The 14513-nt window shown below is 66.9% G+C and carries 11 protein-coding genes; 10 read left to right on the top strand and 1 reads right to left on the bottom strand.

Annotated elements, in window-relative coordinates; genetic code table 11:
• The first annotated feature begins 288 nt into the window (after positions 1 to 288).
• The 3 genes from rplJ to RR49_RS06840 all read left to right on the top strand — a co-directional run bounded on the left by rplJ (position 289) and on the right by RR49_RS06840 (position 6410).
• Positions 289 to 804 carry a 50S ribosomal protein L10 gene (gene rplJ / locus RR49_RS06850; RefSeq protein WP_045247319.1) on the top strand — a complete coding sequence of 172 codons (516 nt, stop codon included), beginning with the start codon at positions 289 to 291 and terminating at the stop codon, positions 802 to 804.
• 41 nt (positions 805 to 845) lie between these two features.
• Positions 846 to 1238: a 50S ribosomal protein L7/L12 gene (gene rplL, locus RR49_RS06845; RefSeq protein ID WP_045247318.1), complete on the top strand. Its 393-nt coding sequence runs from the start codon at positions 846 to 848 to the stop codon at positions 1236 to 1238.
• Between the two features lie 255 nt (positions 1239 to 1493).
• Entirely contained in the window at positions 1494 to 6410 is a 4917-nt protein-coding gene (locus RR49_RS06840; RefSeq protein WP_048809135.1) for an ExeM/NucH family extracellular endonuclease, read from the top strand.
• Between the two features lie 60 nt (positions 6411 to 6470).
• Here RR49_RS06840 and RR49_RS06835 read toward each other — a convergent pair whose 3' ends face one another.
• On the bottom strand, positions 6471 to 7487 hold the full coding sequence (locus tag RR49_RS06835; protein WP_045247317.1) for a LacI family DNA-binding transcriptional regulator: 1017 nt from the start codon (positions 7485 to 7487) through the stop codon (positions 6471 to 6473).
• A 304-nt stretch (positions 7488 to 7791) separates the two neighbouring features.
• Here RR49_RS06835 and RR49_RS06830 point away from each other — a divergent pair, with 304 nt between their 5' ends.
• The 7 genes from RR49_RS06830 (at position 7792) to RR49_RS06800 (ending at position 14419) form a co-directional block, all read left to right on the top strand.
• A complete protein-coding gene (locus RR49_RS06830) occupies positions 7792 to 9120 on the top strand; it encodes an ABC transporter substrate-binding protein (RefSeq protein ID WP_045247316.1) in 1329 nt (442 codons plus the stop codon).
• A gap of 92 nt (positions 9121 to 9212) precedes the next feature.
• Positions 9213 to 10529: a carbohydrate ABC transporter permease gene (locus RR49_RS06825; RefSeq protein ID WP_045247315.1), complete on the top strand. Its 1317-nt coding sequence runs from the start codon at positions 9213 to 9215 to the stop codon at positions 10527 to 10529.
• Complete coding sequence (locus tag RR49_RS06820) at positions 10529 to 11500, top strand: carbohydrate ABC transporter permease (RefSeq protein ID WP_045247314.1); 972 nt, start codon at positions 10529 to 10531, stop codon at positions 11498 to 11500. Before RR49_RS06825 ends, RR49_RS06820 begins: the two co-directional genes overlap by 1 nt.
• 125 nt (positions 11501 to 11625) lie before the next feature.
• Positions 11626 to 12159: a hypothetical protein gene (locus RR49_RS06815; RefSeq protein ID WP_048809133.1), complete on the top strand. Its 534-nt coding sequence runs from the start codon at positions 11626 to 11628 to the stop codon at positions 12157 to 12159.
• Between the two features lie 215 nt (positions 12160 to 12374).
• On the top strand, positions 12375 to 12971 hold the full coding sequence (locus RR49_RS06810) for a hypothetical protein (RefSeq protein ID WP_052672019.1): 597 nt from the start codon (positions 12375 to 12377) through the stop codon (positions 12969 to 12971).
• Positions 12972 to 13076: 105 nt separating this feature from the next.
• Positions 13077 to 13607, top strand: coding sequence for a hypothetical protein (locus RR49_RS06805; protein WP_045247352.1), 531 nt, complete (start codon positions 13077 to 13079; stop codon positions 13605 to 13607).
• A complete protein-coding gene (locus RR49_RS06800) occupies positions 13583 to 14419 on the top strand; it encodes a hypothetical protein (RefSeq protein ID WP_211255147.1) in 837 nt (278 codons plus the stop codon). Before RR49_RS06805 ends, RR49_RS06800 begins: the two co-directional genes overlap by 25 nt.
• Positions 14420 to 14513: the final 94 nt, after the last annotated feature.

Here is a 14513-nt window from a genome sequence, read left to right as displayed (position 1 = left end):
ATCCACCCGAAGGCCCCGCTGATCACCGGCGGGGCCTTCGGGTTTGGCGGGGGCAGCGGCATCCCGTATGCTGATGTCAAGCCGAAGACCGCCGGTCATCGTCGTGCGCGACAGCGCAGGTCGATCGAAGCTCTGCAACGCAGGGGCCCGCGCAGGTGTACGAACGAACTCCCGATCATCGGGCATGTGAAGCTCCGTGCGCTTGCGCCGGAGCTTTTTTCGTTGCCGGGAAGGTCTGAGGCCGGCGATCCGCCATCGCGGATCGTCACGTGGATACAAGGAGTGGCCATGGCGCAGAAGGAAGCGACGGTCGCCGAGCTCACGAAGAATTTCGAGGACTCGACTGCCGTACTGCTCACCGAGTACCGCGGTCTGACGGTTGCCGAGCTCAAGGAGCTCCGCAACACCATCCGTCAGGACGCGGAGTACGCCGTGGTGAAGAACACGCTGTCCAAGATCGCCGCGAACAACGCGGGGATCACGGAGCTGGACGAGGACTTTGCCGGTCCTTCGGCCATCGCCTTCGTGCACGGTGACCCGGTCGCCGTCGCGAAGGGCCTGCGCGCCTTCGCCAAGGCACACCCTCTTCTCGTGATCAAGGGCGGCTACTTCGACGGTGCCCCCCTGAGCGCGGACGAGGTCAACAAGTTGGCCGACCTCGAGAGCCGTGAAGTCCTGCTGGCGAAGCTCGCCGGTGCGATGAAGGCCTCGCTGTTCGGTGCCGCTTATCTCTTCAACGCCCCGCTGTCGAAGGCCGTTCGCACGGTCGACGCGCTGCGTGAGAAGCAGGAGTCCGCGGCCTGAGTCGGCCCGCGGTGGACAAACCCCAATCAAGGAGAAACATCATGGCAAAGCTCAGCACTGAGGAGCTGCTCGACGCCTTCAAGGAGCTCACGCTCATCGAGCTCAGCGAGTTCGTCAAGAAGTTCGAGGAGACCTTCGAGGTCACCGCCGCCGCTCCGGTCGCCGTCGCGGCCGCTCCGGCCGCCGGTGGCGCCGGTGGTGCCGCCGAGGAGGTCGAGGAGAAGGACTCGTTCGACGTCATCCTCGAGGCTGCCGGCGACAAGAAGATCCAGGTCATCAAGGTCGTCCGCGAGCTCACCTCGCTCGGCCTCGGCGAGGCCAAGGCTGTTGTCGATGGCGCCCCCAAGGCCGTCATCGAGGGCGCCAACAAGGAGGCCGCCGACAAGGCGAAGGCCGCTCTCGAAGAGGCCGGCGCGACGGTTACCCTCAAGTAATCCCGCTGCTCTCAGCTCCGAAGGCCCCCGGCACTGCGCCGGGGGCCTTCGTCATTTCTGCGCGCAATGCCCCTCCGAGAGCGACCATGCTGCGCAATTTGCCGGTTGTCTGAACATTTCTTATGTTTAAGTGAAGGATCCTCCGTGAGAAAATTCTCATGGAGCGTTTACCTGCGCGTCACACAACTGTCGCCCCCATCAACATTCCGTCTCTTAGCCTCACAGGGTTGCTCTCAGCCCTGAACTAGGAGACTCATGTCTATTTCCCAGCCACGCAGGAGAGCGCTCGCCGTCATCGCGGGCGCATCTCTCCTCATCGGCATCGCAGCGCCCGGCACGGCGCTCGCGGCCTCGGCGGCAGAACCCGCCCCGGCCGACGTCATCATCAATGAGGCCTACCTCAAGGGAGGCAGCGCCGGCGCCCCCTTCACCAACAAGTTCATCGAGCTCTACAACGCCGGGGGGACCGCGCAGGACCTGACCGGTTGGTCGCTCCAGTACCGGTCCGCGTCCGGCACCGGCGCGGCGACGACGGTCACCCTCTCGGGCACGATCAACCCGGGTTCGTACTTCCTCGTGCAGGCCGCCTCGAACGGCGCCAACGGCGTCGCGCTGCCCACGCCCGATCAGGTGACGAGCTTCAACCCCGGTGGACAGAACGGCGTGCTCTGGCTCTCCGACCAGTCCTCCCCCCTCACCCTCACCCCGGGCTCGGTGGTCGGCACCCCGGGCGTCGTGGACCTCCTCGGCTACGGCAGCGGCAACACGTTCGAGACCAAGGCCGCCCCCGACGCCGGCGGCAACACCACGCCCAACGCCTTGACGCGCACGGGCTTCGTCGACACCGACGACAACTCCACGGACTTCACGGTCACCACGACCGTCACCCCCCAGAACTCCGGCTCGGGAAGCACACCGAACCCGACCGACTCTCCCAGCGCCTCGCCCTCGCCGACCGCATCGAGCGCGCCGACGCCCACCACGTCGCCCACCACGGCGCCGGGTGAGATCACGCCGATCTCCGCGATCCAGGGCACCGGCGACACCTCACCGCTCTCCGGTCAGACCGTCACCACCCGCGGAGTCGTGACCGCGGCCTACCCGACCGGCGGCTTCAACGGGTTCTACATCCAGACCCCCGGCACCGGCGGCGCCATCGACTTGGGCACCCACACCGCATCCGATGCGGTCTTCGTCTTCGGCTCGGCCGCGACCGCGAAGGTCTCCGTAGGCCAGTACGTCGAGGTCACCGGAAGCGTGACCGAGTACCAGGGGCTCACCGAGATCAACGGCACCGCCAATGGCACGACGGTCTTGTCCGAGACGGCGCCGGCGCCCGTCGCGGCTGCGACTGTCGCCTTCCCCGCGACCGACCAGCAGCGCGAGTCGCTCGAGGGCATGCTGATCCTTCCCCAGGGCGACTACACCGTCACCAACACCTACTCGACGAACCAGTACGCCGAGATCGGTCTGGCAACCGGCACCACCCCGCTGATCACGCCGACGGAGATCGCCCGACCCGGCACCGCCGCGTACGCGCAGGCCGTGGCGGACAACGCCGCCCGCGGTGTGACGCTCGACGACGGGGCATCCATCAACTTCCTCAGCTCCGCGAACAAGAGCATCGCGCTCCCGTACCTGAGCGATCGCGACATCACCGTCGGCGCTCCGGTCACGTTTGCGAAGCCTGTCGTGCTCGACTATCGCAACAGCACCTGGAAGTTCCAGCCCACCGCGCAGCTCCTGGCGGGGGGAGACACCTCGTTCGTGGCCATCGCGGACGGGCGCCCCACGAGCGCACCGAACGTCGGCGGCGACATCCAGCTCGCCAGCTTCAACGTGCTCAACTACTTCACCACCACGGGCGCCGACTATGTCGCCGCCGGCAACACCTGCTCGTTCTACACCGATCGCGCGGGCAACAACGTGACGGTGAACACCTGCTCGGGATCGGGCCCGCGCGGCGCCGCCGACGCAGCGAACCTGAAGCGTCAGCAGGACAAGATCGTCGCGGCGATCAACGGGCTGGGTGCCGACGTGGTCTCGCTCGAGGAGATCGAGAACTCGTCCAAGTTCGGTAAGGACCGGGATTCCGCGCTCTCGACGCTCGTGAACGCGTTGAACAGCGCCCTCGGATCCGAGCAGTGGTCGTTCGTGCCGTCGCCGGCAGCCGATGCGCTCCTGCCGCTCGACCAGCAGGATGTCATCCGCACGGCGTTCATCTACAAGGCATCGCTGGTCAAGCCGGTCGGCGCCTCCGTCGTGCTCAACGACAGCGCCTTCTCGAACGCGCGCCAACCGCTCGCCCAGGCCTTCACGGCGGCCGACGGCACCTCTGCGCAGTTCATCGCCATCGTGAACCACTTCAAGTCGAAGGGGTCGGGAACGGGCGCGGACGCGGACCAGGGCGACGGCCAGGGTGCGAGCAACGCATCGCGTGTGGCTCAGGCGCACGCGCTCGTGGCGTTCGCCGATGGGCTGAAGACGTCCGTCGGCACCGACAAGGTCTTCCTGCTGGGCGATTTCAACTCCTACAGCCAGGAAGACCCGATCAAGGTCATCACCGACGCGGGTTACATCCAGCAGGGCGCCGAGGAGTACACCTACTCGTTCAGCGGCCAGTCGGGTTCGCTCGACCACATCTTCGCGTCGCCGTCGGCTCAGGCCGCGGTCACGGGTGCGCACGTGTGGAACATCAACGCAGGTGAGTCCGTGGCGCTGGAGTACAGCCGCTACAACTACAACGCGACCGACTTCTACCGTGCCGACGCATTCCGATCGAGCGACCACGACCCGCTCGTGGTGGGTGTGACGCTGTCGCACAAGATCGAGCTCAACCTCCTCAACATCAACGACTTCCACGGGCGCATCGACGGCAACACCGTCGCGTTCGCGGGAACCGTCGAGGAGCAGCGCGCCGCCTACGGCGAAGGCAACACCCTCCTGCTGTCGGCCGGTGACAACATCGGTGCCTCGCTGTTCGCCTCCGCGGTCGCCGAGGACAAGCCGACCCTCGACGTGCTCAACGCGCTCGACCTGGCGGCGTCGGCTGTGGGCAACCACGAGTTCGACCGCGGCTACGCCGACCTCTCCGGTCGCGTGCAGGATGCGGCGGACTTCCCGTATCTCGGCGCCAACGTCTACAAGGCGGGCACCAGCGAGCCGGCGCTTCCCGAGTACACCATCGTCGACGCGGGTGGCCTGAAGGTCGCGGTCATCGGCGTCATCACGCAGGAGACCCCGAGCCTGGTCGCTCCCGGCGGCATCACCGGACTCACCTTCGGTGACCCGGTCGCGGCCGTGAACCGCGTCGCGGCGGAACTCGCCGGCACGGTCGACGTGATCGTCGCCGAGTACCACGAGGGAGCGGGGGCGGGAACCCCGGAGAAGGCGACGCTTGACCAGGAGGTCGCGGCCGGCGGTGCGTTCGCGGACATCGTGACGAAGACCTCGTCCAGCGTCGACGTCATCTTCACCGGCCACACCCACAAGCAGTACGTGTGGGATGCCCCGGTCCCGGGTGTCGAAGGCAAGACCCGCCCCATCGTTCAGACCGGCAACTACGGCGAGAACCTCGGACAGGTCGTGCTCTCGATCGACGGCGCGTCCCATGACGTGCTCGGCTACACGGCACGCAACATCGCCCGCTCGACCACCCCGGCGGCCACGCTGATCTCGACCTACCCCCGGGTGGCCGAGGTCAACGCGATCACGAACGCTGCACTCGCGAGCGCGGCGGCCATCGGCAACCAGCCGAAGGGATCGGTCACGGCGGACATCACGACGTCGTACACCGGTGGCAGCTACGTCGACGGGAAGTACGCAGGCGCCACCGCCCGCGACAACCGTGCCGGCCAGTCCACGATCGGAAACCTCGTGGCCGACTCTCTCGTCGCCTCGCTCGGCTCGGCCGATCGCGGCGGCGCCGAGATCGGTGTGGTCAACCCCGGCGGTCTGCGCGCCGAGCTCTTCTACGCTCCGGATGGCACGATCACCTACGCCGAGGCGAATGCGGTGCTCCCCTTCGTGAACAACCTCTGGACGACGAGCCTCACCGGCGCGCAGTTCAAGGCCGTGCTCGAGGAGCAGTGGCAGACCAACGCCGACGGCACGATCCCGTCGCGTTCCTACCTCCAGCTCGGGCTGTCGAAGAACGTCTCGTACACGTTCGACGCGACCGCGGCGCGGGGCAGCCACATCACGGGAATCTGGATCGACGGCAAGCCGATCGACCTCGCGGCCTCGTACCGCATCGGTTCGTTCAACTTCCTGCTGCAGGGCGGCGACAACTTCCGCACCTTCGCTCAGGGCACGAACACGCGCGACTCGGGTCTGATCGACCGTGACGCGTGGATCAGCTACCTCGAGACGCATCAGCCGGTCTCGCCGGACTTCGCCAGCCGTTCGGCGCAGGTTCTCGGTGCGCCGACCACTGCGGTCTCGGCAGGCGACCAGGTGTCGTTCACGGTGTCCGCGATCGACATGACGTCGCTCGGCTCGCCGCTGAACACCACGCTGGAGTACGCGGTCGCCGGCAGCGCGGCGACGTTCACGCCGGTCGCGTTCGTCAACGGGACCGCCACGGTGTCGTTCACGGTTCCGCTCGATGCTCCGGCGTCGACGTCCGTGGTGCTCACCTCACCGGCATCGGGAACCAAGGTCACCGTGCCGCTCACGGTGTCGAACGGCACGGGCCTGCCCGGCACGGGACCCGGAACGGAGGTCCCCGGCACCACTCCGCCGTCGATCATCCCGCTCCCCGTCCCGGATGCCGCGCTGACCGCCGCGCTCGAGGGCAAGATCTCCGCGAGCGACACCACTCCCTCCGTCGGGGATGCGGTGAAGATCTACGTCGGCGTCGAGCACGCCGGCGAGTGGGTCACGGTGTGGGTGCACTCCACCCCGGTGCGCATCGGCACGTGGTTCCTCGTCGATGCGAGCGGTTACGTCACCGTCACCATCCCCGCGGGGGTCTCCGGCGCCCACAGTCTGGTCGTCCAGGACGCTGACGGGAACGTCATCGGCTGGCAGGCCGTGACGATCGCCGACCCGTCGCTCGCGGCTCTGCCGCGCACCGGCGGTCAGGATCTGCAGTGGCTGCTGTGGGCAGGCGTCTTGCTCCTCGGGGCCGGTGCCGCCGCACGGATGACGGTGCGCAACCGTCGCAGCTGAGGCATCCGCCATCGCGCTGCCCGTCCCCGGTTCGCCGGGGGCGGGCAGCGTCGTCTGCGCTCAGGCGCCGGAGGTCGCGGGCGCCGTCGTCGAGGATCGCACCACGAGCCGCGTCGGCAGTTGCAGCCGGTCGGGCACGTCCGTGTCGCCGTCGATGAGCGAGAGCAGGGTGCGCGCGGCGAGCTCGCCGAGCTCCTCGGGGTGCTGCACGATCGTGGTGAGTCCGAACATCTCGGCGTAGTCGTGGCCGTCGACGCCGACGACGCTCAGCTGGCCCGGCACGGGCACGCCCAGTCGGCGCGCCGCGATGATCGCACCGATCGCGATCTCGTCGCACGCCGCGACGATCGCCGTGGGGCGCGACTCCATGTCGGCCAGCAGCGGCACGGCGGCCGCGTAGCCGTCCGTCACGGTGAGGGTCGAGGGCGTCGAGCGCATGGATGCCTCGAGCCCGGCCTGTCTCATCGCCTGCTCGTAGCCGATGCACCGGTCCGCGACATCGCGTGCGCGGGGGGAGTCGTAGGGCGTCACCCCGAGGAAGGCGATCTCGCGGTGGCCGAGCGTGATCAGGTGCTGCGTGATCATCCGCCCGATCGCGATGTTGTCGATGCCGATCGTCGGAATTCCGTTGAGCCCGTTGCCCACGCACAGGGTCGGCTTGCCGATGCCGATCAGCTTCTCGATGTCGTCGTCGTCGGGTTCGAGTGCCACCGCGAGCACGCCGTCGAATCGCTTCCGGGCCAGGAAGAAGCGGTACATGCTCTCGCGATCCTGAGACGCGGGCTCAGCGACGTAGAGCGTCAGGTCGTATCCGGCCGGGATGAGCGCGCGGGTGATGCCCTCGATCATCGAGCCGAAATACCACCGGTTGACCCTCGGCACGATGACGGCGATCGTGCGCGTGCGACCCGTTGCGAGGCCGGCGGCGTTGGCGGATGCCACGTAGCCCAGAGTGGTGGCGGCATCCGTCACCTTCTTGCGCGTCTCCTCGGAGACATAGCCGCCCCCGCTGAGCGCGCGGCTCGCAGTGGACTTGGAGACCCCGGCCAGGCGGGCGACGTCGGCGATGCCGCTCACTCTCGATCCCTTCATCGTCGACGGGTTCGTGCGACCGGTGGTCGCGGGACTTTCCGTCGCAGTCTAGATGATCACAGAAACTTTAGGGAACCGGTTCCACATGGGACGGCGATTCACAAAGGGGAAATCGGCGCGATATGAGCACCAGAACCTGGAATCACCGCACGAATAGTGGGGTTTATGGATTCGTGACCGGCGCTGGTTGTGGATCGCGTGAACTTCGAATACGGTGCTGTGGAACCGGTTCCGGGGGAATCGGTATGTGAGACGGAAGAATTCCGTGCACTCAAGGAGGAGGAATCACATGGCAACACTGCAGCGGCGCCACGTCCTAGCGCCGGTCGCACTGATCGGAGCCCTCGGGCTCGGTCTGGTCGGGTGCGCCGAGGGCAGCCCCAGCAGCAGCTCCAGCGATCTGTCGGGTCAGACCGTCAAGATCTCGGGCGGGATCACCGGGTCGGAGGCCGACCTGCTGAACCAGTCCTTCACGCAGTTCACCGCCGACACCGGCATCAAGGTCGAGTACACCGGCGACAAGAGCTTCGAGGGAAACATCGTCACCAAGGTGACCGGTGGCTCGGCGCCCGACATCGCCATTGTGCCCCAGCCGGGTCTGCTGAAGACCCTGGTCGGCACGGGCGACGTCAAGAAGGCGTCGGACACCGTCTCGGCCAACGTCGACAAGTACTGGTCGAAGGACTGGAAGACGTATGGCACGGTCGACGGCACGTTCTACGCCGCGCCCATGCTCGCCAACGTCAAGGGCTACGTCTGGTACTCGCCGGCGAAGTTCAAGGAGTGGGGCGTCTCCGTCCCCAAGACCTGGGACGACCTGCTCACCCTGACCAAGACCATCCAGCAGAAGACCGGCCAGGCTCCCTGGTGCGCCGGCTTCGCCTCGGGTGACGCGTCGGGCTGGCCCGGCACCGACTGGATCGAGGACCTCGTCCTGCGTCAGTCCGGCCCCGACGTCTACGACCAGTGGGTCGCCGGCACGGTGAAGTTCACGGATGCCCCGATCAAGAGCGCGTTCGACGCGGTGGGTCAGATCCTCCTGAACCCCCAGTACGTCAACGCCGGCTTCGGAGATGTGAAGAGCATCAACTCGACCGCGTTCGCCGACGTCGCCGCCAAGGTCGCCGACGGCAGCTGCGCGATGACGCACCAGGCGTCGTTCCTCTCGTCGAACTTCCTCGACGTGAAGACCGCCTCGGGTCAGACCCCGAAGGTCGCCCCCGACGGTGACGTCTACGCGTTCATCCTCCCCGGCATCACGGAGGGTGCGCAGTCGGTCGAGGCCGGCGGCGAGTTCGTCGCGTCGTTCAGCGACTCGGCGGCCGTGCAGAAGGTTCTCGAGTACATGTCGAGCCCCGACTTCGCGAACGCCCGCGTCAAGCTCGGCGGCGTGATCTCGGCCAACAAGGGCGCCGACCCGAGCCTCGCCTCGAGCGCGTTCCTCACCGACGCCATGAAGACGCTGCAGGACCAGAACACGGTCGTGCGTTTCGACGCGTCGGACCTGATGCCCGCCACGGTGGGTTCGGGCTCCTTCTGGAAGGGCATGGTCAGCTGGATCGACGGCAAGCCGACCGACCAGGTGCTCAGCGACATCCAGGCCGGCTACAACAACTGATCGCCTGACGGCGGCAGGCCGCCCGTGAGGGGGTCGCTCTTCGGAGCGGTCCCCTCACGGCGCGGTTTCCGCCCTGAATCGAGGGAGAGACGATGTCGTCGCATCCGATGACCGCGAACACGCAGACGCCCCGCGCGGGCAGTACGCGTCGCGTCGCCACCATCATCGCGATCATCGCCGCCGTGGCGGTGGTCGCGTTTTTCGTCCTGCTGGTGACAGGACCCCACGTCGAGAACGCCCGACCGACGACGCTCGGCTTCTCGCTCAACAGCTTCTTCCAGTGGATCGGCAACCTGAATCCGCTGCTGCAGATCCCGATCATGCTCGCCGTCGCGCTCGCGGTGGTCGGCGTCATCCTGCTGCTCATCGAGTACGCCCCCCGTGCGGGGCGCGGATACTTCTGGCTGCGACTGGCCGCGTGCTTCGTTCTGCCGGTGATCGCCTTCATGCTGCTGCGTCCGTACCAGAACGCCGTGCTCTGGGTCGTGGGTATCGCCCTCGGCCTCGGCGCCCTCCTGTTCTTCGCGGACTACCGGGCTCGCGAAGGCGCGGGCTACCTGTTCCAGCTGATCATCTTCCTCACGCCGGCAGCGCTTCTGCTTCTGCTCGGCCTGATCTACCCGGCGATCAGCACGATCTACCAGTCGTTCTTCGACAAGACGGGCAAGTCGTTCGTCGGGCTCGACAACTACATCTGGACCTTCACGAACCCGGAAGGCTTCTGGTCGGTCATCAACACCCTCATCTGGGCTCTCGTCACACCGGTCGTCTCGACGGCGCTCGGCCTCGCGTACGCCGCCTTCATCGACCGTGCACGCGGCGAGAAGATCCTCAAGGTGCTCGTGTTCATGCCGATGGCGATCTCGTTCGTGGGTGCCGGCATCATCTGGAAGTTCATCTACGACTATCGGCAGGGCGACCAGATCGGCCTGCTGAACGCGATCATCACCGGGCTCGGGGGTCAGCCGGTGCCCTGGCTCGACACGGCGCCACTGGTCAACACGATCTGCCTGCTCATCGTGTTCATCTGGACGCAGACCGGGTTCGCCATGGTCGTGCTCTCCGCCGCGATCAAGGCCGTGCCGACCGAGCAGCTCGAGGCTGCGCAGCTCGACGGCACGAACGCGTGGCAGCGGTTCATCAACGTGACGGTGCCCGGAATCCGCTCGTCGCTGGTCGTCGTGCTCACGACCCTGACGATCGCCGCACTGAAGGTGTACGACATCGTGGCGGTGATGACCGGCGGTCGATCGGACTCGACGGTGCTCGGTTTCGAGATGGTGAACCAGCAGCAGCGGTTCCAGAGCTACGGGCACTCGTCGGCGCTCGCCGTCGTGCTGTTCCTCATCGTGCTGCCGCTGATCATCTACAACGCGCGACAGCTGCGCAAGCAGAAGGAGGTGCGCTGATGGCCGTCATCGACGCCCAGCCCGCATTCGACGCCCGTGCGGCCCGCCGCACGGCGCGAGAGACCCGCCGCAACGAGAACCTGGCGCAGAAGAAGCTGACCTCGAAGCGAGCCACTCTCATCGCGATCCTCATCGCGATCCTGTGGACGATCCCGACGTTCGGCCTGTTCGTCACCTCGTTCCGCCCCGGGGCCGACAGCCAGTCGACAGGGTGGTGGACGGTCTTCGTCAACCCGAGCTTCACCCTCGACAACTACTTCGAGGCGCTCACCTCGGGCGGTACGGCGCTGACCCTCGGGCAGTCGTTCATCAACTCGCTCGCGATCACGATCCCCGCCACGGTCATTCCGATCGCAGTCGCCTCGCTCGCCGCGTACGCGTTCGCCTGGATCGACTTCAAGGGCCGCAACATCCTGTTCGTGTTCGTCTTCGCGCTGCAGATCGTGCCGATCCAGATGGCGCTCGTGCCGCTGCTGAGCCTGTTCTCACGGGGTCTCGAGATCGGGGGAGTGGCGGTGTTCCCCGGTTTCGAGCTGAGGGATGTCGACCACAGCTTCGCGACGGTGTGGATCGCGCACGCGATCTTCGGCCTGCCGCTGGCGATCTTCCTGCTGCACAACTTCATCGCGGAGATCCCGGCGGAGCTCATCGAGGCGGCGCGCGTCGATGGCGCCGGGCACGGCCAGATCTTCTTCCGGATGATCCTGCCCCTCGCGATGCCGGCGATCGCCTCGTTCGCGATCTTCCAGTTCCTCTGGGTCTGGAACGACCTGCTCGTCGCGACGATCTTCGCTCCATCGAGTTCGCTGCCATTGACACAGACATTGAACTCGCTATCCGGCTCGTGGGGCTCGAAGTGGTTCCTGCAGTCCGCCGGTGCGTTCATCTCGATCATCGTTCCGCTGATCGTGTTCTTCGCGCTGCAGCGCTTCTTCGTGCGCGGCCTTCTCGCCGGATCCACGAAGGGCTGACTCGACCGCACGGAACGACGGGCCGGTGGAGGGGTTCCCTCCACCGGCCCGTCGTTCGCGCGTCGACGGTCGCCGACTGTGGATAACCCCTGGTCATGCCGGTGTACTCGTCTACCTTGGGGCGCATGTCGCAGGCTCCCCGTCGCACCGCTATCGCGTTGATCGCCGCGCTCACCGCGGTCGTGATGAGCGGATGCGGCGCCCCCGCGCCCACCCCGACGCCGACGGCGTTGAGTGAGGCGGAGGCCTATGCCGCGGCGGAGGCGACGTATCGGGCGTATGTCGACGCGTTGAACCGTGTGGACCTCTCCGATCCCACGACATTCGAGCCCGTGTTCGCGTTGACGACCGGTGAAGCGCTTGCCGCGGACCGAAAGACCTTTTCCGACATGCACGCCCGCGCCTACTCGGTATCCGGTAACACTCGCGTTCAGTCGATAGTCGACCGTCGGTTTGATAGTTCGACCGGAGTTGTCGAGCTTGCCGTGTGTCAGGACGTCTCACAAGTGCACGTCGTGGACGAGTCGGGGAACAGTGTCGTAAGTCCGGACCGCCCGGACATCCAGCAGATGCGCTTAAGAGCTGCGCCCCTCTCCTCCGGAGCTACTCGAGCTCTGATCACTTCCTTCGGACCCGACGAATCAGGCGTGAAGTGCTAGCTCTGACACTCGCGATCTCAGTCGTCGTTGCTGCCGGTCTCACAGCTTCTGGCGTTCAAGGGCAGAACTGCGGAGCGGGCGCCTGGACAGGGCCGTGTGTCGCGAACTCCGGCACCAAGGTCGACCTCGTCGAGCAGCGCGCGCCGTCGGGCGATGCGGGGTCGACGTGGGTGCCTCGCCACTCGCAGTCTGATGATCGGTCGGGCCTGGGCCCGGTGAACTACACGAACGCGACGCCGGTGCAGAGGGTGGGCGACCTCTCGAACCAGGTGGACTGCGGGCTGGCGATGTGTCTGGACCCTGCTCAGCCGGTCGATCCGGGCGTGCCGGCGGTGACCGCCGCGGATATCGCGTCGTTCCGGCCCGACCCGAGCGAGCTGGCGAGTGAGCCGACCGGGGTGGGGATCGTCGGGCTCCCCGCGAACATTCTGACCGGCACGCGTGCCCATGTCGTCGCGGGCACCCTTTTCGACGTGCCGGCGCAGGTGCGTTTCACACCGGCCCGGCACCTGTTCACGTACGGCGACGGTTCTTCCCGCACCACCGTGTCGGCCGGCTCGACGTGGGCGGCCCTCGGCGTTCCGCAGTTCACGCCGACGGCCACGAGCCACGTCTACGGCGCCCGCGGCGAGTACACGATCACCCTCGAGACGTCTTACGCGGCCGAGGCAACCTTCGACGGCGTCACCTGGATCCCGGTCGACGGTCTCGTGACTCCGGAGGCAACGACCGCGCCGATCCAGGTGCTCGAGGCGCGCACCGCGCTGGTCGGCCAGACCTGCGTCGAGAATCCCCGCGCAGCCGGCTGCTGACTCGAAGCTCACCTCCTTCTCCACCGGCCCGTCGTTCTTCCGTGATCCGGCGTGGATTGTGGATAACCCCTGGTCGCGGGGGTGAACTCGTCTACTTTGGGCCGCATGTCGAAGGCTTCTCGTCGCATCGTTCTCGCGCTGGTCGCCGTCGTGACGGCGACCGTGATGAGTGGATGCGGCGCCCCCGCGCCGTCCCCCACCCCGACGCCGACGGCGTTGAGCGAGGCGGAGGCGTACGCCGCCGCGGAGGCGACGTACCGGGCGTATGTGGACGCGTTGAACCGGGTGGATCTCGCTGACCCTGCGACGTTCGAGCCCGTGTTCGCACTGACGACCGGGGAGCTCAACGAGATAGACCGACGCGACTTCAGCCAGCTCCACGCGGACGGGATCACTTTCATTGGTGCGAACGTCGTTCGCAGCGTGACGCCGGTCGACCACTCGAACGGTCGTGTTGATCTCGGAGTCTGTTACGACGTATCAGCCACTGACCTTGTGACGTCAACCGGCGATTCGATCGTTGATGCGGATCGGATCGGGGTTCAAGCGCTCCAAGTCTCGCTCCAGCCGTCATCGTCATCGTCAACGTTTTACGTGAGCCGCGTCGGTGCGTGGACGAGCGAACAGTCGTGCTGAGACTCGCCGCAGTCATGGTGGCAGCAGCGATCCTCAGCGGGGCTGCTGCAGACGGCGACAGTGCTGGGGTGGGCTCGTTCGGTGCCAACCGGTCCACGGTCAAGAACTCGGGCACGCAGGTGGATCTCGTGGAGCAGCGTGGCGAGTCGGGCGATGCTGGCTCGACGTGGGTTCCGAGTCGTGCGCAGTCGGATGATCGATCGGCGCTGGGTCCGGTGAACTACGCGAATGAGACTCCGATTCGCCGGGTCGGTGATCTGTCGAATCAGGTGGACTGCGGTCTGGCGATGTGTCTCGACCCCGTAGCGCCCGCGGACCCGGGCTTGCCGACTGTGACGGCGGCGGATATCGCGTCGTTCCGGCCCGACCCGAGCGAGCTGGCGAGTGAGCCGACCGGGGTGGGGATCGTCGGGCTCCCCGCGAACATTCTGACCGGCACGCGTCCCCATGTCGTCGCGGGCACACTTTTCGACGTGCCGGCGCAGGTGCGTTTCACACCGGCCCGGCACCTGTTCACGTACGGCGACGGTTCTTCCCGCACCACCGTGTCGGCCGGCTCGACGTGGGCGGCCCTCGGCGTTCCGCAGTTCACGCCGACGGCCACGAGTCACGTCTACGGCGCCCGCGGCGAGTACACGATCACCCTCGAGACGTCTTACGCGGCCGAGGCATCCTTCGACGGCGTCACCTGGATCCCGGTCGACGGTCTCGTGACTCCGGAGGCAACGACCGCGCCGATCCAGGTGCTCGAGGCGCGCACCGCGCTGGTCGGCCAGACCTGCGTCGAGAATCCCCGCGCAGCCGGCTGCTGACCGGTCACGACCGACCCAGAACCGCGCAAGGTCGCCCGAAAAGGGGCGTCGCGCGCGCGTGAGCGCTTCGTGCGTCGTGTCAGCCGAACATCCG

Origin of the sequence: Microbacterium ginsengisoli (genome assembly GCF_000956535.1) — a bacterium.
In the GTDB taxonomy this organism is placed as follows: domain Bacteria; phylum Actinomycetota; class Actinomycetes; order Actinomycetales; family Microbacteriaceae; genus Microbacterium; species Microbacterium ginsengisoli.
The sequence above is the reverse complement of the archived record's forward strand: the minus strand, read 5'-3'. Positions and strand labels throughout refer to the sequence as shown.